The following is a 25,186-nucleotide window of genomic DNA, read 5'->3' as shown; positions in this document are numbered from 1 at the left end:
TGCCCGTTACAGGCGTGTTGCCAGAGGTTTCACGGCTGGCCGACGAGCCGGCGCATGGGTATGCTGGAGCCATTCCGCGTGTGTTTCACGTTCACGCATTGCATTGAGGAGTCTCTGTGGATTTTTTCACCGAATACGCCAGCTTCCTGGCCAAGACTGTCACCCTGGTGGTCGCCATTCTGGTGGTGCTCGCCAGTTTCGCCGCGTTGCGCAGCAAGGGACGGCGCAAATCGGCGGGCCAGTTGCAAGTCAGCAAACTCAACGATTTCTACAAAGGTCTGCGTGAGCGCCTGGAGCAGACCCTGCTCGACAAGGATCAGCTCAAGGCATTGCGCAAGGGCCAAGCGAAAACCGAAAAAACCGCGAAGAAGCAGCAGACCCAGCCAGAGCCGAAGTCCCGGGTATTCGTGCTCGACTTCGACGGCGATATCAAGGCTTCGGCCACCGAGAGCCTGCGTCACGAGATCACCGCGCTGTTGACCCTGGCCACGCCGAAGGACGAAGTGGTTCTGCGCCTGGAAAGCGGCGGCGGCATGGTGCACAGCTACGGTCTGGCGTCGTCACAACTGGCCCGAATCCGCGATGCGGGCGTGCCATTGACCGTTTGCATCGACAAGGTCGCGGCCAGCGGCGGCTACATGATGGCGTGCATCGGCGACAAGATCATCAGCGCTCCATTCGCGATACTCGGTTCCATCGGTGTGGTCGCGCAGTTGCCTAACGTCAACCGCCTGCTGAAGAAGCATGACATCGATTTCGAAGTGCTGACTGCCGGTGAATATAAGCGCACCCTGACGGTGTTTGGCGAAAACACCGAAAAGGGCCGTGAGAAATTTCAGGAAGACCTCGACATTACCCATCAGCTGTTCAAGAACTTCGTCGCCCGTTATCGCCCGCAATTGGCAATTGATGAAGTGGCCACCGGCGAAATCTGGCTGGGGATCGCTGCCCTGGAAAACCAGCTGGTGGACGAACTGAAGACCAGCGATGAATATCTGGCGCAGAAAGCCAGACAGGCCGAGGTTTACCATCTGCACTACGCCGAGCGCAAAAGCCTGCAGGAACGCATCGGCATGGCTGCCAGCGGTTCGGTGGATCGTGTGCTGTTGAGCTGGTGGAGCCGCCTCACCCAGCAACGCTTCTGGTAAACAAGCAGGCATAAAAAAACGCCGGTCAATGACCGGCGTTTTTGTGTCCGCAGTAAACCCGCAGGCTTAGCGCCGACGAAACAACGGCAGCGGCTCGTCACTGGCGGCCTGGTAGGTCACCGAGAAGTCCTTGAGACCTTCCAGCGCTTCGTACGGATCTTTGTCCGCACGAATGGCAAAGGCATCAAAGCCGCAGCGGTGCATGTAAAACAGCTGGTCGCGCAGCACGTCACCAATTGCCCGCAGTTCGCCTTTGAAACCGTAACGGTCGCGCAGCAGACGGGCATTGGAGTAACTGCGGCCATCGGTGAACGCCGGGAAATTCAGCGCGATCACTTGAAACTCACTGACGTCTTCACCGATCTCTTCGGCTTCCTCGTCGGCATCCAGCCACACGCCCAGACCGCCATCACGGGCCTTGAGCATGCGGCTGTGTTCGCGCCATAACTGCAGAGGAACGATCAGATCGTCGCAGTTGCTGATCTCGTCGATGTTGAAATCCTTGGGCAGCAAGTGCCAGGTTTCGTCGACGACTTCGTTGTTCTTAATGATTCGCTGCATAGACGCGTTCCTTGAAGAGGTCGATGCCAATACGCTGGTAGGTGTCGATGAAGCGCTCGTCTTCGGTGCGTTGCTCAACGTACACGTCGATCAGCTTGGAGATCACGTCCGGCATGGCTTCCTGAGCGAAGGACGGGCCGAGGATCTTGCCCAGGCTCGCATCCCGGCTGGCGCTGCCGCCGAGGGAGACCTGATAGAACTCTTCGCCTTTCTTGTCCACGCCGAGGATGCCGATGTGGCCCACGTGGTGGTGACCGCAGGCGTTCATGCAGCCGGAGATGTTCAGGTCCAGCTCACCGATATCGAACAGGTAGTCCAGATCGTCGAAACGACGCTGGATCGATTCGGCGATCGGGATCGACTTGGCGTTGGCCAGCGAGCAGAAGTCGCCGCCCGGGCAGCAGATGATGTCGGTCAGCAGGCCGATGTTCGGCGTGGCGAAACCGCCTTCACGCAACTCGCCCCACAGGGTGAACAACTGACTCTGCTCGACGTCGGCAAGAATGATGTTCTGCTCGTGGGAGGTGCGCAGCTGACCGAAGCTGTAGCGGTCGGCCAGATCGGCGACGGCGTCGAGCTGTTTGTCGGTGATGTCGCCCGGGGCAACACCGGTCGGCTTCAGCGACAGCGTCACAGCGACATAGCCAGGCTTCTTGTGCGCCAGGGTGTTGCGGCTGCGCCAGCGGGCGAAACCCGGATGCTCTTTGTCCAGATCGGCCAATTGCGCGGTCTGGTTTTCGAGGGTCTTGTAGTCCGGATCGACGAAGTGCTTCGCAACGCGATGCAGTTCGGCTTCGGTCAGCGTGGTCTGGCCACCGCGCAGGTGCTCCATTTCCGCATCGACTTTCTGCGCGAACACTTCTGGAGTCAGCGCTTTGACGAGGATCTTGATCCGCGCCTTGTATTTGTTGTCACGACGGCCATAGCGGTTGTACACACGCAGAATGGCGTCGAGGTAGCTCAACAGGTCCTGCCATGGCAGGAATTCGTTGATGAATGCGCCTACCACCGGCGTACGACCGAGGCCACCGCCAACCAGCACGCGGAAGCCCAACTCGCCAGCAGCGTTATGGACAGGTTCCAGACCGATATCGTGGACTTCAATGGCAGCACGGTCACTGGTCGAACCGTTGACGGCGATCTTGAACTTGCGCGGCAGGTAGGCGAATTCCGGGTGGAACGTGGTCCACTGACGAACGATCTCGCACCATGGGCGTGGATCGATCACTTCATCGGCGGCGACGCCGGCAAACTGATCGGTGGTGACGTTGCGCAGGCAGTTGCCGCTGGTCTGAATAGCGTGCATCTGCACGGTCGCGAGTTCGGCGAGAATGTCCGGGATGTCTTCCACGGCCGGCCAGTTGAACTGCACGTTCTGCCGCGTACTGATGTGGGCGTAGCCCTTGTCGTAGTCGCGGGCAATCCTGGCCATCATGCGCACCTGGCGCGAAGTCAGTTGGCCGTAAGGCACCGCCACCCGCAACATCGGTGCGAAGCGCTGGATGTACAGGCCATTCTGCAGGCGCAGGGGGCGGAATTCTTCTTCGCTCAGCTCACCTGCCAGATAGCGTCGGGTCTGATCACGGAACTGCTTGACGCGGTCCTCGATGATCCGCTGATCGTACTCGTCGTATACGTACATATAAGTCCTGTTCTCAGGCTTGGGCTACTCGGAAAACGCTGCGTTTTCGCTTGCTGGAGTCCGATGATGCCTCTGCAATTCTGCGCGCACGGCCGCGCACTCCTGACGGAGCCGGGGCAATATACCCGTTTGCAGTTATGCGCAAAAGTGATGTTTGAGTATATGGAAAGAACCAAATCGCCTAACACGCATCACTGTCAACTAATCCACATTTGTAGTGCGGACAATCATCGTCTTAACTGTGATCGAGTCTTTGTGCAATCACCGATAAAACCGACAAGAGGCGATGCAATGAGCAACCCGACCAAAGCCAGAAAAAGCGACAGCAGTGTCGACGCATGGGCCATTCTGTTCCTGATCATTCTCGTAGTAGGGACAGCGGTCTTCTGGGTCAGCCACCAGTAAGCCAGGTTCCGGGCCTTTTCCTGGGCCCGGCCCCCTGCGCATCCGCATGAAGCCATGTAGCCAACGCCTCAGCGTGCCGGTTCACACGCCGGCCAGATGCAGCACCAGTTTGACGATGGCAAACAGCGTCAACCCGAACAGCGCCGTGAACAGAATGCCCAACATCACGAAATGACTGGGTTTGCCATGGGTAAAGTCTCGTTCCCTGTTTTTGCCGCTTTGTACGCCGAACGCCGCTGCCATGACGCTTTGCAACATTTGCCAAAAGGTCGGCGGTTTGTTGTCGACTGGATCGTCCATAAATCCCTCCGCTGAAAGTTGTGCCTCTCAAGCATAGTCAAATAGCGCTCGGCTGTTCGCAGACACGTCGTTACAACTGCCGCCTCTGCCTATATCCCTGTACCGCTGAAGCCACCCATACAAGTGATGTGCTGTCGCTCCATTTACAGGAGCGATGTATGTTTCCCGATTTTCTTATTCCTCAAGCCACGGACAAGCCCGCACCACCGCCTGCTACCGAGAGCCTGCACGGGCCTTTTCTGGAGGCTGCGGTGCCGCCATGGCTGATCGATGCTTCTGCTCTGAGAAAGGCCGAGTTCAAACAGGCCAGGACCGTCCTGCCGAACTGGTACAGCACCATGGAACCGGCACACCGTCGTGTTTTGCATGAAAGCTACGGCCACAGTTTCAGCACGCAGACGCGATTGGACCAGACCATGGCAGCGTTCAAGGACATTGATGCGTTCGCCCGGCCCATCCTGATGCAGGCGCTGAAAAGCCGTTTTCAGGTCGAGGTTGATGTCGACAAAACCCTGTTATGCCTCCGGCGCCCCATACGCGCCGGTCTCCTCGGCGAGGAAATCGGAACTTACGAATCCTTGACGCTCCCTTTGCTGCAGGCGGCGCTGCACAACTTCGAAAGTGACGAATGTCGGTACGGGGCGTTTCACCGCAGCTCCGGGTTCGCAATCCAGAACCCTGCCACGGAGGTCTACACGGCTGTGCCGGTAAATGTGTCGGTCAGAAACTTTCTCGGTCTGTGCCGTGAACTGGATATCGGTGCGAAGTATCAGGCCTATCTCGATTCTTTTTTCCATCCCGAAAACCCCAAGGCCGAGGCGAGGTTGCGCCGGCGGTTCATTGCCAGCCAGAAAACAGCCATGCGTGCGGCGGCTGATCGGGCTTTGTTGACCAAGGACATTCTGCCGGAAGACCACGCGATGATCATTTCGGTCATCAGAGGCGAGCGACATCCCAGAATCGGTCGCAATCAGGTCTGGTTTCAGGACCTGAGCCTGATGAGGCACAGGTTGGTGGGCTGTGTTGCGTTCAAGATCGCCGAAAGGAATCGCCCCACCGAGGCAGTGATTCTTTATGTGCCGAATGATCCGGTACATCCGCTGAAGCGCTATACCGGTACGCAAATGCAGAGCACCTTCAAGCGGCTGCTGACCGCTCGTGTTCCAGGGCAGTCGGCAGACATCGAACCGACGCCTTACCAGCGGTTTCTGAGCCAGTTCTTGCCCTACGAAAAACGTCCTTACTACTTCAGCCAGTTCGTGAAGGTTGCCGACTCTGCGTCCGACTGGCTGACGTCGCCCTGGCGCAAAATACTGGAAGCCACACTGACCGCAATCGAGATATGGAAAACCTCGCCCAAATACGCGAAGAGAGTGCCGGAGCCCGATCCCTACATTGCCGCCGCGTTGATGCCCCACGTGCAGGCTTTTCCCTGGGCTGCCAATTCCGACCTCTGGACTTACCTCTATGAAAAGCACCGCGAGAAGGTCTTCGCTGATGCCCGCTGCCACGCGGTTCCAACCGCCGACGTGGACGCCAGTGCACGAAACGCCAAACTGTCAGGCCTGCTGCAATTCGGCCTGCTGGCGCTGAATGTGGCGTCGATGTTTGTGCCGGTGCTGGGCGAGATCATGCTGGTGGTGATGGCCGGCCAGTTGTTGTTCGAAACCATCGAGGGCGTGGTCGAATGGAGCGAGGGTGACAGGCACGCCGCCAAGGCGCACTTCGTGGATGTAGCGGAGAACCTCGCGCAGATTGCAGTCATGGCGGCAGTCGGCGCGGGTTTCAAACGGCTGACGGCGGTAAAGCCGGAGCCGCTGATCGAGCAACTGCATCCCGTGACTCTGCCCACTGGCGAAACCCGTCTGTGGAAGCCCGACTTCAGTGGCTATGAACAGCACCTCACGTTGAGTGGATCAGTGCGGCCGAATGCACAGGGGCAGTACCGGATCGACGGCAAAATCTGTTTCCGCCATGGCGGCAGGTTCTACGAACAGACACTCGATGAGTCAACCGCTCAATGGCGTCTCAAACATCCCAGCGATGCCGACGCTTATCAGCCAGTCCTGAGTCATAACGGTCAGGGCGCCTGGCGGCTGGCGCTGGAGCAGCCGATGGACTGGGAGCGACTGACCCTGCTGCGGCGCATGGGGCATATCACCGACGACTTCAGCGATGAATCCCTGTTGATGCTCGCCGATATCAGCGCCGTCAGTGACAACGCCTTGCGCAAAATGCACATGGATCATCTACCGCCTCCTCCTGAATTGCACGACGCGATGCGCCTGTTTCGCGCCGATAGGGGAGCCAGGCAAATGATCGAGCAACTGCGCGGAGCGAGGCCCATTGATGAGGGGTATCTGTACGCACTGCCTCTGGTCACCGAAATGCCGCACTGGCCGGCTGATCGGGTACTGGAGTTTTTCCTCGGTGCCGAGGGCGAAGGATCGTCGATTCGGTACGGTGCGCAGACGTCACTGCCCGGGTTTGATCGCAAACCGGTCATCCGTATCAGCCGTGCGCAGGTATTGAACGGAGAAATGCCTGCACGAATTCTGGCAGCGCTGCAGGAAAACGAAGTACGCCAGCTCCTGGGCCCGGCCGACGCGCAGTTTCGTCCAGCGAGGCCAGACGCATTCAGTCGCAGGCTCGCCGATTATGCCCATACACGACAGTCGGCCATTTTCGACAGCCTTTACCGAGGCAGCGAACCGCTGGGCATACGCGGGCGCATGCTGCAGCGTGAATGTCCCGGACTCAGCGATGCGGCCGCAGAGGATGTGCTCGATCATGCAACGGCGGCGGAACTGGCTCGAATGGACGCTGCCGGGCGCTCCCCGTTGAAAATGCTCGAAGAGGCTCGCTGGCATGCTCGCCAGGGACGCCAGGTTCGTGCATTCGCCGGTTTGCACAGCGAGAACCTGGCTTCGGCAGACAGCCGAAGGCTGGCACTGTTTGCGCTGGAACAGTTGCCAGGATGGCCGCAGACATTGCGCCTGGAAATTCGCGAGGGCAGCACAACCGGCGCACTGCTCGACAGCATCGGTGGGCCTGCGGCACCGGTGAAACGCTATCTGGTGAAGAACGGGCCTGCTTATCAGGCCTTCGGTGATCACGCAGAAGCGCTCAACAGGTTATCGAATGCAGAGGACAGCTTCTATCATTCGCTCCTGCACGCGCTGCCCGATGACATACGCTTGGCCATTGACTTGCCGGAAGGAAGCCCTGGCAGCGAACTGCAACATAAAATCATCGGCTCGGCCCATGCGCATCGACGCCAAGCTGCGCACGTTCTGGCGCCGCAAGCCAAAGCGTTCAAACCACCGGTGCGGGTGAGCGCGAGGCTCAAGGGCTATTACGCCAGTGGCCGTGGACCAAACCTTTCGCCATCCCTGGAGTCACGGGTGGCGCATCTCTATCCGCAGGCGCGGCAGGCCGAGGCGTTCCTCACCCAGCAACGCGGCAGAAGTAATGCGCAGATCTTCAGCGAACTGGAGTCCCGGCGGGAAGACTGGGAAAGACTCGATACCACCCTGGAGCAATGGCAGGCTGGCCCGACCGGGAGCCAGGCCGCGCTGCACCGGGCGCAAGTGGCTCAGGCACTCAGGAATGCCTGGCGCAATGGCCCGCTGGCCGGGCAAGAAGTCGAAGCCGGGCGTCTCTCGCTGGTGTGCGATACGCCGTTGCCTGCGCTCTCCACACACTTTGCCCATATCAATGAACTGTCCCTGACGGGACTGGGCATAACGGATGCCAATGCGGACAGTTTTCTGGCGGCCTTCCCGAATGTCACGGATTTGTCGATCGGCGAACTGGGGCAACCTGCCGTTGGCCCCATGTCTGGGACCGGCGCGCTGACGACCCTGCCGGAGGCGGTCGGCCGAATGCCCGGACTGACCCGTCTGCGTTTTTCCACCGATGCGGCGTTACTGGCGCCAAGCTTTTCTCAACGGCTCAGCTCGCTTGCCAGGCTGGAAGCGCTGCGCATCGATTACTCAGGAGTCGATTCAACCACTCTGCATGAACTTGACCTGACGCCATTGACCCGCCTGCGCAGCCTGCGCATTGACGCGCCCCGTGCCTTGTGGCGATGGCCCGCGTACGTTGAGCGCCTTGCGCTTCTTGAGCGTCTGGATCTGACGCATACGTTGATAGAGACGCTGCCCGAATCGCTGTATCACGATCAAGAGCAGCTTTGGACCGGGCTGGCGCTCGACTGGTCGAGGGTGACCCCGGCGACCTTCCGGCGCGCTTACGAATACGTCAGCCGATATTCCGGCCCACTGGGCCACCTGCTCGATCTGCATCAGATGGTCGGCGAGTTCTGCCGCGCCGAACTCGACACGATGGCGCCAATGCCGAATTTCACTGACCCGTTATCCGCAGCGTTCAACGCGGCCTGGGGGACACCGCAGGCCAGAGTTACCGCCATCGAACAGCTTCGGGCGGAGCATGAAGCCATTTTCGCGGCGTTCTACACACCCTCCCTGCGGCATGGAACACGCTATGCGACCCTCCGGCGCCAGTGGTCCACGGGGCCCAACGCCGACGTTGTCAACGCGCTCAAAACCAGCTGGTATGGGACGGTTCGCCAACGGTACGGCCTGACCGCCAACGTGGCGACATTTGACCTGCCGGTGACCCGATCAGGCCACGCCATATCGCCGGCTACAGACTTGATCACCGAGTTGCCGCGACTGCCGGCAGCCAGTTTCTCCCACGTGCGTACAGTGCGCCTGGGAAGGCTGGACGTCCCCATTGAACAGGCTCGGCACTTTCTCCGCGCGTTCAGTCATGTCGAATCACTTGAATTCAGCGGTAATACCTTCACCGAGCTGCCCTTTGCGCCGGATGAGCTGTCAGCGCTGACGCATCTGGATGCAGCGGGGAACAGGATCGAGGTTACGCCTGTCGTGCAGCGGCAGATCGACGGGTTGCAGCGTCTCAGAAGGTTGAATTTGAGTAACAACCCGCTGGGCAACATCGATGTCAGCCTTTTGAGCCGATTGCGTGCCCTGAGCCTGAGATCGACGCAGTTGCGAACCTGGCCCGCCGGTGCCGAAAACCTGCCTCGGTTGACCTGGCTCGACCTGCGAGACAACCGGGTCTCGTCACTGCCCCCGTCGGTGTTGACCCATCCCGACGCGCTGATGAGAGCCAACCTGACCGGTAACGTATTCAGTCCTGAGGGTGAAGCAAGCCTGCACGCGGCGCTGCGGCGTATCGAGCAGGAACGGTGGCTGGGGCAGGGCACACTGGCGCGATTCGGCGCAGAACCGGTACCGGAGGCTTTCCCTCCTGCGGAAACAGGCTGGTCGTTTATCGAGCTGATGCTCTCGCTTCCGGAAGCTGCGACGGTGCTTCAAGGGCAAACGGGGCCGTCGACGCAGTTGCAACGACTGACTCGCCTCATGCCGGTCGAGCAAGCGCGGCTTCACTTGCAGAATCTGCGGGCGTCGGGGGCGAGCGATGCGCAGGTCGAAGCACGGATCACCGAATGGCAGCACCTTGGCGAGGCATTGGTCCGTCGGGCGAATGATTGGCTGTACACCCGCGAAGTGCGCACGGACACCTACAGGACCAATGCGCGAGACCGATCGGTCGCGGCGAGGCGCCTCTTCGAAGCCTGGCTGGACGGGCTCACAGAGCCTGTCGACAGGGCCCGGCTGGATCTGGATTTCCAAGGCCTGCAAACCGGTGATTTGCCGGAACTGGCAGTGCCGATTCCTGCAGTCAGAACGCTGGATCTGAGCCGCGTGGGCATGACCACGCGGGGCTCGGACGGGTTTCTCGCCGCTTTTCCCCATGTCGAAACCTTGTACATCAGTGGCAATCCCCTGGGGTCGGTGCCTGCGCCGGTACTGCGAATGCAGCATCTGCAACATCTGGAGATGCAGTATTGCGATCTCGCGGACGCGACGGAGCTTTACCCGTTGCTGGCCCGTGCGCGCCTTCGCAGGCTGGATGTCGGCTACAACGAACTTCGTGTCTTCAACCCGCCCGACTTTGGCGCTGTCCAGACCCTGGACCTGCGTTACAACCACCTGACTGCATGGCCTGGCCGTGTATTCGAGGCGCCGCAGTTGCACAGCTTGAACCTGAGCGGCAACGAGCTCACACGCATTCCCGGGGAATTGTTCAGCGGCGAGCACGAGCGTCTGATCCGGGGGACTGATCTCTCCGAAAATCGACGCTTGTCCCTTTCTGCTTTGCAGGACATGCGCCGCTATGCGCGTGAGCAGTCGGCGTCGCACGTGCTGGGAATGTCACGCCGAAACATTGAAACGATGATCGACACACACCTTTTCGGCGATCTGTTCGGTGGCGCAGAAGCGGCCGGAATTCCCGAAGACGACGTCGGCAATGTGGACCTTGATGATCCTGAGGCCGCTGTCCTGCCTGTCGAAGAGGTCCTGGATCCGCTCAACGATGTGGCCCCGAGATCAAGAGATCCGTGGCTCCAGCGCAGCGACGTGACGCTTGCGGCTCGCAGGGCGGACATCTGGGCGCAACTGGCGCAAGAGCCCGATCACCAGCGTTTTTTTCAGTTGCTGCGTTTGTTGCGCGACACGGACGACTTCCGGCTGGTACCGGCCGACCTGACGCGCAGAATGTGGGATGTCATGCAAGCAGCCACCGAGAGCAGCGAACTGCGCCAGTTGCTGTTTCTCGGCGCTGAAAGCCATGGCACGTGCCCGGACGGGCGGATTCTGACATTCAGCGACATGGAAGTGCGGGTGTCGGTGTATCGGGCACTGCACGACATCCCGGTGCATCGGATGGCTCTAAAGGGCCGGGCTTTATTGCGTCTGTCCCGGCAATTGTTTCGTCTGGACAGGATCGAGACGCTGGCTGACGCCGCAGGGCGGGGCAGGGATCGTGCCGAGGTGCGCCTGAAATATCGTATCGGTCTGACCGGTGGCTGGGGCGATGGGGTGGATCTGCCCGGGCAGCCGGCCTACATGCTCTATGACGAACCCCTCAGCGGTGAACTGCTGACTCAGACCCGGGCCTCGATCCTCGAGGCGGAGCGGACCGATGCACTGCCACTGAGCATGATCGCCCGCGATTACTGGATCACCTATCTGGAGGAACGTCTCCCGCTGGAGATGCAGGCGATTGACTCCGCGGTTGATCAGCAACGCCAAGAACGCTGGAGTGCATTGGATGATCGGCTCTCCCGGGGTGAAATCGATGCGCGAGAGTACGATCGGGAACTGGTCGAGCTGGGCAAGGCCATGGAACGGCTGCTCACCCAGAAACGTCTCGAGCTGACACGTCGGGAGATCGTCGATCTGCAGAGCTTTGCCGATGAGGCCGCAGAAGGAGATCGAGTCACACCGACACCGGGACCTTCGAGCCGCCCTTGACGGGCGCGGGCTGGCGTTGAAGATTGCGCCGTGAGTGATACATATCAGGTTACTCACGGCCGCACCGGCAATACCCGGATACCGCAGATCCGCTGACGGGACATGGTCTGCTGATCGCTCCATCAAACCAGGAGTGATCATGGTCACTATCCCATCCAACCCAGAGACGCCGCACGCTGCGCCGCTCGCACGAGTTGTCGCTGGCAGCCAGCCGACAAAGCTCAATACAACGCAAAGCCTGCACCGGGATTTTCTCGAAAAGTCCATCCCGCCGTGGCTGTCCGGCGCTTCGTCACAACGGCGCGAAGCGCTCAAGAACCTTCCGACTGCGCTGCCAGCGTGGTACCTCGACGCGACGCCGGAACAACGCAAGACGCTGGCCGACAGCATGAAGGCCAGTGTTGTCGCCCAGAACGATCTGGATAGAACCATGGCGACCCTTCAGGACGTCGAGACATTTGCCAGGCCATTGCTGCTCAAAGCGCTCAAGGACCGGCATCAATTACAAATCGATGTCGACAAGACGTTCCTGTGCCTGCGGCGTCCCGTCGAACTGGGCATTGAAAAGATCGAGCTGGCGTCCTTCGAGGTCCTCAAACTGTCGATGCTGGAAGCCGCGCTGCACAACTTCGAAGCTGACGAATGCAAGCAGGGCGCTTATCACCCGACATCGGGTTTCGTGGTAGCCACCTCCACCCCAGATACATTCGAGCACGTGAGCATCGGCCTGACGGTGACGCAGTTCCTGACGCTTTGCCGAGAGCTGGATGTCGGCAAGCAGTATCAGAGCTATTTGACGACATTCTTCCACCCGGACGATGCGGTGGCAGAGGCGGTGCTCAGCGAGCGCTTCATTGCCAGCCAAAAGGCGACGATGCGCGCCGCAGCCGATCAGGCGCTGTTGCAAAAAGACATTGAGCCGACGGATCACGCAATGATTGTGTCGGTGATCAACGGCAACATGCACCCGTGGATGGGCGATAAACAGGTCTGGTTCAGTGACCTGGGCGTGATGAAAAAAAGGCTCACCGGGTGCGTGGTGTTTGTCATTTGCCAGAAGTACCGCTACGGCGACGAGCTGATTCTTTACATCCCTCACGATCCGGAGCACCCGCTCAAGCGCTACACCGTCCAGCAGATGCGCGATGAGTTCAAGCGCTTGCTCACCGCCCGCGATCCCGTCCAAGAGCCCGGCGCAGAACCGACCGCGTACCAGCGCTTTCTCAGCGAGTTTCTGCCGTATGACCAGCGTGCCTATTATTTCAGCCAGTTCAGACAAAAGGCGGCCGGTTCCCCGAGCGATGCCTGGGCAATATGGCGCTCGCCATGGCTGGCTGTGGCGCAGGTACTGGCGGGCGGTTCGGTGTTCACCCGGATCCGTGAGCTGCCACCCGAGCGTGAGATCAGGTGGGATCCTGTGCCGGATCCCTACATTGCGCCATCGACGTTCGGTCGCAGCGGACGGGGGATTTGGGCGCCCAATGAGGATCTCTGGCAATACCTTTACACCCAGAGCCGCGCCAAGGTATTGGCCGACGCACGCAGCCATGCCGTGCCATCGGCGGATGTCGATGCGAAGGCCCGGGACGCCAAGCTCGCTCATCTGCTGCAGATCGGCATGCTCGGCCTGAACCTGGTCTCGATGTTCGTGCCGGTGCTGGGCGAGGTCATGATGGTGGTGATGGCCGGGCAATTGCTGAATGAGACCCTGGAAGGCGCGATTGAATGGAGTGAGGGCGATCGTCGGGCGGCGAAGGATCACCTGATCGATGTCGCGGAGAATCTGGCGCAGATTGCGTTGATGGCGGGGGTGGGGGCCGGGGTGCAGAAAATCTCCAGTGCCAGAGCCGTGCCGGTCATCGAGCGGCTGCAGCCGGTAACACTGCCCGACGGCGAAGCTCGTCTGTGGAGAGCCGACCTGAGAGCCTACGAGTCCGCTGTCACGCTGCCAGACAGCCCCGGCCCGAACCCTGCCGGCCAGCATGTGCTGGAAGGTCAGACCTTCATCCGCCAGGGCGGTAAGGTCTACGAGCAGTTTTACGATGAGTCGATCAGCAAATGGCGCATCAAGCACCCGACCGATGCCCGCGCCTGGCAGCCAGTGCTCGAGAGCAACGGACGCGGTGCCTGGCGGCATACGCTGGAGCGGCCGCGGGACTGGGATCGTCTGACCCTGCTGCGGCGCATCGGCCACGAAACCGAAGCCTTCACCGACGCGCAGTTGATCAAGGCTGCCGATATCAGCGGTGTCAGCGACGCCGCTCTGCGCAAGATGCACGTCGATTCTGCGCTGCCTCCACCGGAACTGACCCAGGCCATGCGCGTGATGCAGGCGGATAGCAACGCGGCACTGGTAGTCGAACAGTTGCGCGGGACAAAACCGATCGACGAACTGTATCTCTATGCGTTGCCGCTGATCACCGAAATGCCGCGCTGGCCGGCGAACCGGGTGCTGGAAGTATTCGACGGCGAGCAACTGTCCGGCAAGTCGGTCAGGTACGGTTTCGCACGGCGCTTTCGCGACGTCGGCGTCAAGGCACCGATTCAGATATCGCGGGCCGATATTCTCAGCGGTGGCCTGCCAGCACATATCCTTGCGGCGCTGGACGAGTCGGAAGTCACCCGGCTCCTGGGCGAGCAAGGCGCACGCGTGCGCGATGCCCGGCCGGCAGAGTTCGGCAAGCAGATCGCCGACTACGCCGACACTCGTCAGCCGGCGATCTACGACAGCCTCTACAAGGGAACCGACCCCATCGATTCCCGGATTGCGCGTTTGCAGAAGGCCTGCCCTGGACTCAGCGAACCCGCGGCACAAACGGTGCTGGCCCATGGACGCCCCGATGATCTCGAGCGACTGGACTCAGGCCATCGAGTGCCGCTACGCCTGCTGGAAGAGGCACGCTGGTACGCCCGTCAAAGCCGACAAGTAGCGGCCTATGCCGGCCTGCGCAGTGAAAACGTCGCTTCGGCGGACAGCCGGCGCTTGGCGTTGCACACGCTGGAGCAGTTGCCGGGTTGGACCGACAGCGTTCGCATTGAAGTTCGCGAGGGCAATGACGCCGGCCTGCTGCTCGACAGCATCGGCAGTGAAACAGCCAGCGAGAAGAAATACCTGATCAAGAAAGGCGCTCAGTTTCAGGCGTTCGACGACCGCGGTCTTGCACTCAACAGCCTGCCGCGCAACGGCGACAACTTTTACTCATCAATCATGCACGCCCTGCCTGATGACGTACGCCGCAGCCTCGGTGTGCCCGAGGTGGGGCAGTCCGCCCGGTTACAGAAAAAGATCATCGATCATGCCGATCGGCATCAGGCAGATGCGCCTGCGCTGCTCGCGCCGCAGGTCAAATGGATCAAGCCGCCCGTGCGTGTGAACACTACGTTGATCGGTTACCCCGCGAGCGGACGCGGCGCCGGGTTGCAAATGAACCTGACCGATCATGTGTGCGATGTCTATCCGCAGCTTACCTACGAACAGGCTAACGGTTTCATTCTCGAGCAGTACCGGACGGGTAAAGACGACAACGCGATTTTCCAGCTGTTGCAATCACGCCGCGAAGAATGGCAGCAGTTGAACAGGACGCTGGATGAATGGGCAGGCACATCCACGGCGGCGCCTTGGGAACGTTCTGCAACGGATCACAAGTTTCGCGCCGCGCAAGCGTTGAAAACCTGCTGGCGCAACGCCTTGTCCACCGGAGTTTCAGGTGCCGATGAACTTTCGATACTCACTTATGACCCCCTGCCAGAGCTGACGGCAGACTTCGCCCATGTGCGTAAACTTTCGATTGGCGGCAATGGCATCACCGACGCCAATGCGGACGCGTTTCTGGCGCGATTTGCCAACGTGCAAAAGCTGTCGCTGGGGGAGCGTGGCAGTCTGTTTGGCGCCTACATGGCGCATGAGCAGGCACTGACGACTTTGCCTCTGACTGTGACCCGGATGTCTGCACTGAGGAAACTCAAGTTCAGGACGGCAGCCACGGTGATGGCCTCCGACCTGTCGAGCAGACTGAGTACGCTGACCGCCCTTGAGGAGCTTCATCTTGCTTTCCTCGACGGTGGGAGCCATGCCGCTGGCCTGGATCTGACGCCCCTCAAACGCCTGAAGAAACTCCGGATCGAAGCGTCGGGCCTGACGCAATGGCCGGCCTATGTGCAGCAACTGCCTGAACTGGAACGACTGGACCTGACGCAGACCGCCATCGCTTCCATTCCCCAATCGCTCTATGTCGGACACGAAAGACTCTGGGCAGGTTTGTCGCTGGACTGGTCCATGTTCTCCCATGAAGCGTTCAAACCCGCTTACGACTATGTGAAAAACTACATGGGGCAGTGGCGACATCTGGTTGATCTGGACTTGATGGTTCGCCGCTATTGCGCCGGAGAACTGCAGTTCCTCACGGGCGAAGCCGGCCGCCTCAACCCGTTGCCTCAGCGCATCATGACCCTCTGGAATACCCCGGAAACCCGGCTCAAGGCTGTGGAGATTCTGCGTGTAGAGCACACCGCGATTTTCCGCCAGTTCTACGAAGCCAGCGCATCCGATGGATTGCGCACTGCAATTCCCGCCGCCCGCTGGCAAGCGCAGCCCAATGCACGGGTGGTACGTGCTCTGGAAAAGAACTGGCGTGCAGCCATCCGCCGGCGCTATCGCTTGAACGACGACGTTCGCCCTTTCAATGGGACGAACTGGGCAGCCAGTATCGATCTCGACGATGCCGGTGTGTTTGAACTGGTGGACACTGCATGGGTACAGGGCGAGGAGTCGGTCAGTGAGCTGCCGCGATTGCCAACCGGTGCGTTTGCTCACGTGCAGAGCGTTCGGCTGGACCGGTTGAATGTGCCGATCGACCAGATTCGCGATTTTCTCCAGGCATTCAGTGGCACCACCAGCCTGGAAGTCACCGCATGCGGATTGACAGAACTGCCGGTCCGGCCCGCCGATGCAAGCCACCTGACGCAACTGGACGTGTCTCTCAACCTTATCGGCGTTACCCCTGAGGTGCAGAGCCAGTTCAATGCCCTGAACAAACTGGAGCATCTCAATGCGCGGCTCAATCGCCTGGACACACTGGACGTTTCTCGCCTGACCGGGCTCAAGACGTTGAACCTCAGCTCCAATGGCTTCAATCAATGGCCGACCGGGGCGGAAAGCCTGCCGCACTTGCGGACATTGGATTTACGACATAACACCATTGGGTCGCTCCCCGATCAGGTGCTTGCCAACGACGCTGTGCTGCTGAAGACCCGTCTGCAGAACAACCGCTTCAGTACTCAAGGCGAGGCGGACATGCGGGCGGCGCAGCGCCGGATTGAAATGTCCGTTGGTTTGCCGGAAGGCGCCTTGCAACGGTTCGACGCGCAAACGGCGTCATTGCCGGCCAATCCAAGCGCGACCCCGCCGGAAAGTGCGCTGGAGCGCGCCGGCCAGCTGTTAGCGCTTGCGCCCGTTGCTGCAACTGGCGCCAGTTCCGACATGAGTGCCCGTGTGCTGGAGATATTTCCCTCGCTGACCCTTGAACAAGCGCAAGCCAGCGTTGCCCGATTGCGCGTTGAAGGCCTGTCCCCGGAGCAAATGGCGGACAGGCTGACCCAGTGGCGAGCAAGTGACGAGACGCTGACGCGTGAGTTGAACGGCTGGATTTTCGGCGCGGCGCCAGGACCTGGTGAAAGCGTGTCATCGTCCACAAGGTTCTTCAACGCGACGAGGATCCGCAATTGCTGGCGGGACGGTCTGACTGGGCTTTCCGAGTCTGCCGGACCAACGCTGAGCCTTTCAGCGGGGGTCATGAGCGATCTGCCCGCGCTGTCAAACGTGTTTGCCCATGTGCGGACACTGGATCTGACAGGGGTCAAGTTTTCAGTCGATAGCTTCAACCTCTTTTGCCCGGCGTTCCCTGAGTTGACCACCCTGAAACTCAACGGCAATGCACTGGAGCGGCTGCCCGAAGCTGTCGGTCGTCTGACCCGCCTGGAACGTCTGGAGTTGAGCGGTAATCGGCTGGCCGTGGCACAAACCGTGTATCAGCACGCGGGTGGGTCGCAGTTGCGCTGGCTCGACCTCAGCCACAATCAGCTGGAGGAGTTCAGCGCCACCAGCTTCCCCCGTCTGGAGACCCTCGATCTCAGCCAGAACGGGCTGGGATTCTGGCCTGATGGCGTGCTCGATCTGGCGCATTTGCAACGCCTGGACCTGTCGGGGAACAACATCATGGTCTTTCCGGATCGGCTGTTGGATGGCAACCATGAAGCGCTGGTGGACGGCACCGACCTGTCCGAAAACTCGCTGTCGCTCAATGGCCTGCAGCAACTGCGCGAATACAGTGCGGCCAACGCAGACCGTGATGTCATGGGTTATTCCCAGGATTTTCTGCAGGGTGAAATTGCCGAACGCGAATTGGAGACCGATAGCGATTCGGATTCTGGCTCCGGTCAGGGATCGGATTCTGACTCCGACTCCGACAGCGATGGCCCAAGTGGGGATGGCGGTGCCAGGCCCGTTGATACCCGCGCCGTCGTGCAGGCAGCGGAGTTCATTGCCTATCCGGCGCGAGATACGGCAGCGCCAGCGATGGCCGCCTGGATGACGTACACCCATGCAGATGCGCAAGCCGCGCGGCAGGCGTTATGGCTGCAATTGGCTGATCAGGACAACCATGAGCCGTTCTTTCATTTGCTCTCGACCTTGCCCGATACCCTCGAATTCAGTTTGTCAGGTGCCGATCTGACCCATCGGGTCTGGCAAGTCATCGAGGCGGCCACGGAAAATGCCCAACTGCGCAACCTGTTGTTTCTCAACGCCGAAACCCACGGCACCTGCCCTGATGGGCGAATCCTGTCGTTCAGCGAGCTGGAAACCCGCGTCTATGAATACATCGCCCTGCGCGATATTCCACGACACCGCCCGGAGCAGCGCGGCAGGGCCTTGCTTGATCTGAGTCGACGTCTGTTCCGCCTGGAAAGGGTTGACCGACTGGCCGAAGCTGCCGCTAGGTACAAGGACCGCGCGGAAGTCCGCCTGCAATACCGCATCGGCATGACTCGCGGCTGGCCGGACGGCCTGGAATTGCCGGCTCAACCAGAGCACATGCTGTACGCCACACCGATTCGCGGGCAGCGGTTGATTGATGCGCGTGCAGCCGTTCTCGCCGATGAAGCGTCGGACATGTTTCTGGAGGATCTGATCGGTCGCGATTACTGGATCCGCTATTTGCGCGAGCGCAACCCCGAGGTATTCGAGACACTCGAAAGCAACGCGAGCCGGCGTCAGGAGGAGGTCGAGGACCTCTACCCGGACAAAGACGATAGCGAAGCGACTCGTAACCGCTATCTGGAGGCGATGGCCGCACTGGAGATCGAACTGGCGGAAGCGCGCATTGAAAAGTTGAAAGAACTGTCTCGCGTGCAAATGCAGAGTCTGGCACTGGCGGGCGAAGGCACGGCACAACCTGATCCTTCTTCACCGCAGCCCGGCCCATCATGGCGCCCGTGAGCGGATGAATGATGAGGCCCGGGAGCAAGGTGCTGTCGGGCCTCATGCATCTCAGCTGTCGTAACCCAGATTCGGCGCCAGCCAGCGCTCGGTCACGCTCAGGTCCTGGCCTTTGCGCGCGGTGTAGCTCTGCACCTGGTCCTTGTCGATCTTGCCCACGGCAAAGTACTGCGCCTGCGGATGGGCAAAGTACCAGCCACTGACTGCAGCAGCGGGGAACATCGCGTAGTGCTCGGTGAGGAACACGCCGCTGCGCCCGGCACGCATTTCGGCCGCTTCCGGGTCCAGCAGGGTGAACAGCGCGGCTTTCTCGGTGTGATCCGGGCAGGCCGGGTAGCCGGGAGCGGGGCGGATGCCACGGTATTGCTCTTTGATCAGCGCATCGTTATCGAGGGTTTCGTCCTTGGCATAACCCCAGTGCTCTTTGCGCACTTGCTGGTGCAGCCATTCCGCGCAGGCCTCGGCCAAGCGGTCGGCGAGGGCCTTGACCATGATCGAGTTGTAGTCGTCGCCAGCGTCCTGATAGGCCTTGGCCACTTCTTCGGCGCCGATGCCGGCAGTGGTAATGAAACCGCCGACGTAATCGGTGACTTCGCTGTCCTTCGGCGCAACGAAGTCGGCGAGGCAGAAGTTCGGTTTGCCGTCGGTCTTGATGATCTGCTGACGCAGGTGATGCAGCCTGGCCAACGGCTTGCCGTTATCGTCGTACAGCTCGATATCGTCTTCGTTGACCTGATTGGCCGGCCAGAAACCGAATACCGCGCGGGCGCTGATCAGCTTTTCGTCGATCAGCTTGGCGAGCATTTCCCGGGCGTCCTTGTACAGCGCGGTGGCGGCTTCACCGACCACTTCGTCCTCGAGGATGCGCGGGAATTTGCCGGCCAGGTCCCAGGAGATGAAAAACGGTGTCCAGTCGATGTATTCGGCCAGCACCTTCAAATCGATATTGTCGAGCACCTTGCTGCCGGTGAAGGTCGGTTGCACTGGCTGATAGCTGGCCCAGTCGAATTGTGGCTTCTTGGCGATCGCGGCGGCATAGCTCAGGCGTTCGGTGCGGGCGCTGCGATTGGACGTGCGCTCGCGCACGTCGATGTATTCCAGACGGGTTTTCTCGACGAAACCGGCTTTCAATTCCTTGGACAGCAACTGCGTCGCCACACCCACGGCGCGCGAGGCGTCGGTCACATAGACCACGGCATCGTTGCTGTACTTCGGCTCGATCTTCACCGCCGTGTGCGCCTTGGAGGTGGTCGCGCCACCGATCATCAGCGGCAGATGGAAATCCTGACGCTGCATTTCGCGGGCGACGTGGACCATTTCATCCAGCGACGGGGTGATCAGGCCGGAGAGGCCGATGATGTCGCATTTCTGTTCCTTGGCGACCTGCAGGATCTTCTCGGCCGGAACCATCACGCCGAGGTCGACGATGTCATAGCCGTTGCAGCCGAGCACCACGCCAACGATGTTCTTGCCGATGTCGTGCACATCGCCTTTCACCGTGGCCATGAGGATCTTGCCCTTGGCTTCCGGTTTGTCGCCTTTTTCCAGTTCGATGAACGGAATCAAGTGGGCCACGGCCTGCTTCATGACGCGGGCGGATTTGACCACTTGCGGGAGGAACATTTTGCCGGCGCCGAACAGGTCGCCGACGATGTTCATGCCGGACATCAACGGGCCTTCGATCACTTCGATCGGCCGCGCAAACGACTGTCGGGACTCTTCGGTGTCTTCGACGATGTGCGTGGTGATGCCCTTGACCAGCGCGTGTTCCAGACGCTTGTTGACGTCCCAGTTGCGCCACTCTTCGGTCTCGGCTTCCTTGACGCTGCCGTCGCCCTTGTACTTGTCGGCAATGGCGAGGAGGGCGTCGGTGCCGTCCGGGGTGCGGTTGAGGATCACGTCCTCGACAGCGTCGCGCAGCTCCACCGGGATCTGATCGTAGATCTCCAGCTGACCGGCGTTGACGATGCCCATGGTCAGGCCGGCGCGGATCGCGTAGAGCAGGAACACCGAGTGAATCGCCTCACGCACCGGGTTGTTGCCACGGAACGAGAACGACACGTTGGACACACCGCCGGAGCTCAGCGCATACGGCAGCTCGTCGCGGATGTAGGCGCAGGCATTGATGAAGTCGACGGCGTAGTTGTTGTGCTCTTCGATGCCGGTGGCGACGGCGAAGATGTTCGGGTCGAAGATGATGTCTTCCGGCGGGAAGCCGACTTCATTGACCAGAATGTCGTAGGAGCGTTTGCAGATCTCTTTCTTGCGCGCTTCGGTGTCGGCCTGACCGGCTTCGTCGAAGGCCATCACCACCACTGCAGCACCGTAGCGCTTGCACAGTCGGGCGTGATGGATGAACTGCTCGACGCCTTCTTTCATGCTGATCGAGTTGACGATGCCCTTGCCCTGAATGCACTTGAGGCCGGCTTCGATGACTTCCCATTTCGACGAGTCGATCATGATCGGCACACGCGAGATGTCCGGTTCGCCGGCGATCAGATTGAGGAAGGTGACCATGGCCTTCTTCGAATCGAGCATGCCCTCGTCCATGTTGATGTCGATGATCTGCGCGCCGGCCTCGACCTGCTGCAGAGCGACTTCGAGGGCTTCGGTGTAGTTGTCTTCACGAATCAGCCGGGCGAACTTTGCCGAACCGGTAATGTTGGTGCGCTCGCCGACGTTGACGAACAGCGAGCTGCGATCGATGGTGAACGGCTCGAGGCCCGAGAGGCGGCAGGCTTTGGGAATGTCCGGAATCTGTCGCGGTGCATAACCGGCCACGGCGTTCGCGATGGCTTCGATGTGCCCCGGCGTGGTGCCGCAGCAGCCGCCGACGATGTTGAGGAAACCGCTCTGGGCGAACTCCTCGATGACTTTGGCGGTTTGCGATGGCAGTTCGTCATACTCGCCGAATTCATTCGGCAGGCCGGCGTTCGGGTGCGCGGAAACGTGGGTGCTGGCCTTGTTCGACAGCTCTTCCAGGTACGGGCGCAGTTCGCTGGCACCAAGGGCGCAGTTCAGCCCCACGGAAATCGGCTTGGCGTGGGCCACCGAGTTCCAGAACGCTTCGGTGGTCTGGCCGGACAGGGTGCGGCCGGAGGCGTCGGTGATCGTGCCGGAAATCATGATCGGCAGTTCGATATGCAGTTCTTCGAACACACCTTGCACGGCGAAGATCGCCGCTTTGGCGTTGAGGGTGTCGAAGATCGTCTCGATCAGGATCAGGTCGGCGCCGCCCTCGATCAGGCCCTTGGTGGCTTCGGTGTAGTTTTCTACCAGCTCGTCGAAGGTCACGTTGCGGTAGCCGGGGTTGTTGACGTCGGGCGACAGCGAGCAGGTGCGGCTGGTCGGGCCGAGCACACCGGCGACGAAGCGCGGCCTGGCCGGATTTTCGGCGGTCTTGGCGTCGGCAATCTTGCGCGCCAGACGTGCGCCTTCTACGTTTAACTCGTATGCCAGCTCTTCCATGCCGTAATCGGCCATGGAAATGCGCGTGGCGTTGAAGGTGTTGGTTTCGAGAATGTCGGCGCCGGCGTCCAGATAGGCTTTTTCGATGCCGCCGATCACGTCCGGACGAGTGATCACCAGCAAGTCGTTGTTGCCCTTGACGTCACTCGGCCAGTCGGCGAAGCGCTTGCCGCGATAATCCTGCTCTTCGAGCTTGTAGCTCTGGATCATCGTGCCCATCCCGCCGTCGAGAATCAGGATGCGCTCTTTGAGGGCTTGCTTGAGAGCTTGAAGGCGGACGCTGCGATCGGACATGTGGACTACTCGAAAAGACCATTACGAAGGAGCGGGATCATAGCAAACCTGTGCGCTTTTAGAGCACGTGCGGCTTTTGCATGAATATCGCTCATGTTGGTACGAGCGTCATAACGGTAGAATCGCAGCCTTTTTTACCATCGGGATCAGCAGCATGCCGTACCGCGTCATCAGTTTATTGTTGCTGGTCCTGAGCGGGAGCGTCGCGGCGCAAGATCCCGCGATGCCGCCTTCGATTTCCTACAGCAGGGACATCCAACCGATCTTCACCGAGAAGTGCGTGGCCTGCCATGCCTGTTACGACTCGGCGTGCCAGCTCAATCTGGGCAGTGGCGAAGGCGCCGCCCGCGGCGCGAGCAAGATGCCGGTGTACGACGGCGAACGCACCCAGGCCGCACCGACAACGCGACTGTTCTATGACGCCTTCGGCAAGCGCGCCTGGCAGCAGAAAGACTTCTATTCGGTGCTCGACGCCCAGGGCAGTCAGGCCGCGCTGATGGCGCGCATGCTCGAACTCGGCCACAAGACCCCGCTGACGCCGAACGCCAGGCTGCCCGAAGACATCGTCCTGGGGCTGAACCGCAACAATCTCTGCGCGATGCCTGGCGAATTCGACGCTTATGCCGGGGCGCACCCGAAAGAAGGCATGCCGCTGGCCGTCACCGGCCTGACCGATCAGCAGTACCAGACCTTGCAGCGCTGGCTGGCGTCTGGCGCACCGATCGACGAGCAGAGCCTGGCGCCGAGCGCGAAAGAAGCGATGCAGATCGCCCAATGGGAAAACCTGCTTAACGCCCCCGGTGCCCGGCAAAGTCTGGTCGGGCGCTGGCTGTTCGAGCACTGGTACCTGGCGCACATCTATTTCAAGGATGGCGAGCCGGGGCATTATTTCCAGTGGGTGCGTTCGCGCACGCCGAGTGGGCAGCCGATCGACCTGATCGCCACTCGCCGCCCCAACGACGACCCGGGCACGCGGGTGTATTACCGCTTGTGGCCGGTGCAGGGGGTGATCGTGCACAAGACGCACATCACGTATCCGCTGAGCGCGGCGAAAATGGCCCGGATCAAAAGCCTGTTCTACAACGGTAACTGGCAGGTCAACGCGCTGCCGGGCTACGGGCCACAGAGCCGCGCCAATCCGTTCGCCACGTTCGAAGCGATTCCAGCCCAGGCGCGCTATCAGTTCATGCTCGATAACGCCGAATACTTCGTCCGTACTTTCATTCGCGGGCCGGTGTGCCGTGGGCAGATCGCGACCGATGTGATCCGCGACAACTTCTGGGCGCTGTTCCAGGCGCCGGAGCATGACCTCTATATCACCGACCCGAACTACCGCGGCCAGGCCACGCCGCTGCTGGCGATGCCGGGGCAGAACGACGACGTCGGCAGCGTGCTGAGCCTGTGGCGCGACTACCGCGACAAGCGCAACGAATACGAAGCCCTGCGCCGCGACAGCTACGCCGATCTGCCGGCGCCGAGCTGGTCGACGCTGTGGGCCGGCAACGACAACGCCCTGTTGAGCATCTTCCGCCACTTTGACAGCGCCTCGGTAACCAAGGGTTTGATCGGCGAGGTGCCGCAGACGATGTGGCTGTTCGACTATCCGCTGCTGGAGCGCACCTATTACCAGCTCGCGGTCAATTTCGACGTGTTCGGCAACGTCTCCCATCAAGCGCAGACCCGCCTGTATTTCGACCTGATCCGCAACGGTGCCGAGCAGAATTTTCTGCGCCTGATGCCCGCCGACTCTCGCGAGGACTACCTCAATGATTGGTACCAGGATGGCGGCCAGTTCAAGATGTGGCTCGATTATGAGGCGATCGACGACGACAAACCGACTGCGCTGAAACTCGACGAAAAAGATCCGAAACGTGATTTCGCCTTGCAGTTGCTGACGCGCTACGGCGATCTGAATGCGCGGCCGGATCCGATCAACCGCTGCGACGGTGCTTATTGCTCACGGCCAAATATCGATCCGGCGTTGCAGAACGCAGAGCAGGCCTTGAGCCGTCTGGCCTCGCGCCCGGCAGCCGGGCTGAAAGTCATCGATCAGTTGCCCGAAGCGACCATGCTGCGTGTTGAGACGGCCAGCGGCAAGCGCGAGGTCTACAGCCTGCTACGCAACCGGGCACACAGCAACGTGGCGTTTTTGCTCGGTGAGTCGCGACGCTATCAGCCAGGGCTCGACACCCTGACGATCTATCCCGGCGTACTCACCAGTTACCCGAACTTCATGTTCAATGTGCCGGCCGCGCAGGTTCCAGCATTTGTCGATGCCATGGAAAACGCCCGGGACGCGAACCGGTTCGAGAAAATCGTCGAGCGCTGGGGCATTCGCCGCAGTCATCCGCAGTTCTGGGAGTATTTCCACGATTTGAGCCAGTACATCCACGAAACCGACCCGGTGGAAGAGGGTGTACTGGACATGAACCGGTACGAAAATCTTTGATCGGCCGTGGGCAGATGCTGTGTGAGCAGCGTTCATCTGTCTTCTGTCGGTGGT

Annotated in this window: 8 protein-coding genes; 4 read left to right on the top strand and 4 right to left on the bottom strand. The window is 60.6% G+C overall.

The features are described 5' to 3' along the window. Window positions 1-116 precede the first annotated feature (116 nt). Window positions 117-1,148 (top strand): protease SohB, encoded by a 1,032-nt coding sequence (gene sohB, locus BLU71_RS09700; RefSeq protein ID WP_083352934.1) that lies wholly within the window; start codon window positions 117-119, stop codon window positions 1,146-1,148. A 66-nt stretch (window positions 1,149-1,214) separates the two neighbouring features. Here the strand turns inward: sohB and BLU71_RS09695 are convergent, their stop codons facing one another. From BLU71_RS09695 to BLU71_RS09685, 3 genes are all read right to left on the bottom strand, one after another. Next, complete coding sequence (locus BLU71_RS09695; RefSeq protein WP_039758643.1) at window positions 1,215-1,709, bottom strand: DUF934 domain-containing protein; 495 nt, start codon at window positions 1,707-1,709, stop codon at window positions 1,215-1,217. Continuing rightward, window positions 1,693-3,351 carry a nitrite/sulfite reductase gene (locus BLU71_RS09690; RefSeq protein WP_042610334.1) on the bottom strand — a complete coding sequence of 553 codons (1,659 nt, stop codon included), beginning with the start codon at window positions 3,349-3,351 and terminating at the stop codon, window positions 1,693-1,695. The genes BLU71_RS09695 and BLU71_RS09690 overlap by 17 nt, the downstream gene beginning before the upstream one ends. Before the next feature lie 486 nt (window positions 3,352-3,837). Further along, window positions 3,838-4,056, bottom strand: coding sequence for a DUF2970 domain-containing protein (locus BLU71_RS09685; RefSeq protein ID WP_042610335.1), 219 nt, complete (start codon window positions 4,054-4,056; stop codon window positions 3,838-3,840). A 158-nt stretch (window positions 4,057-4,214) separates the two neighbouring features. On the opposite strand from BLU71_RS09685, the gene BLU71_RS09680 reads away from it, so the two are divergent. After that, entirely contained in the window at window positions 4,215-11,426 is a 7,212-nt protein-coding gene (locus BLU71_RS09680; RefSeq protein ID WP_083352933.1) for an NEL-type E3 ubiquitin ligase domain-containing protein, read from the top strand. 139 nt (window positions 11,427-11,565) lie between these two features. Further along, on the top strand, window positions 11,566-18,921 hold the full coding sequence (locus BLU71_RS09675) for a dermonecrotic toxin domain-containing protein (RefSeq protein ID WP_083352932.1): 7,356 nt from the start codon (window positions 11,566-11,568) through the stop codon (window positions 18,919-18,921). 51 nt (window positions 18,922-18,972) lie between these two features. Here the strand turns inward: BLU71_RS09675 and metH are convergent, their stop codons facing one another. Continuing rightward, a complete protein-coding gene (gene metH, locus BLU71_RS09670) occupies window positions 18,973-22,683 on the bottom strand; it encodes a methionine synthase (protein WP_083352931.1) in 3,711 nt (1,236 codons plus the stop codon). Between the two features lie 154 nt (window positions 22,684-22,837). On the opposite strand from metH, the gene BLU71_RS09665 reads away from it, so the two are divergent. After that, window positions 22,838-25,132, top strand: coding sequence for a fatty acid cis/trans isomerase (locus BLU71_RS09665; protein WP_083352930.1), 2,295 nt, complete (start codon window positions 22,838-22,840; stop codon window positions 25,130-25,132). The last annotated feature ends 54 nt before the right edge of the window (window positions 25,133-25,186 follow it).

This window comes from Pseudomonas moraviensis (assembly GCF_900105805.1).
Taxonomy (GTDB): Bacteria; Pseudomonadota; Gammaproteobacteria; order Pseudomonadales; family Pseudomonadaceae; genus Aquipseudomonas; species Aquipseudomonas moraviensis_A.
This window is presented reverse-complemented; position numbering and strand designations above follow the sequence as displayed.

Bases quoted from the DNA above. Each gene is read 5' to 3' on its own strand.
- BLU71_RS09665 (WP_083352930.1), top strand. From the start codon at position 22,838: ATGCCGTACCGCGTCATCAGTTTATTGTTGCTGGTCCTGAGCGGGAGC.
- metH (WP_083352931.1), bottom strand. From the start codon at position 22,683: ATGTCCGATCGCAGCGTCCGCCTTCAAGCTCTCAAGCAAGCCCTCAAA.
- BLU71_RS09680 (WP_083352933.1), top strand. From the start codon at position 4,215: ATGTTTCCCGATTTTCTTATTCCTCAAGCCACGGACAAGCCCGCACCA.
- BLU71_RS09690 (WP_042610334.1), bottom strand. From the start codon at position 3,351: ATGTACGTATACGACGAGTACGATCAGCGGATCATCGAGGACCGCGTC.
- BLU71_RS09675 (WP_083352932.1), top strand. From the start codon at position 11,566: ATGGTCACTATCCCATCCAACCCAGAGACGCCGCACGCTGCGCCGCTC.
- BLU71_RS09695 (WP_039758643.1), bottom strand. From the start codon at position 1,709: ATGCAGCGAATCATTAAGAACAACGAAGTCGTCGACGAAACCTGGCAC.
- BLU71_RS09685 (WP_042610335.1), bottom strand. From the start codon at position 4,056: ATGGACGATCCAGTCGACAACAAACCGCCGACCTTTTGGCAAATGTTG.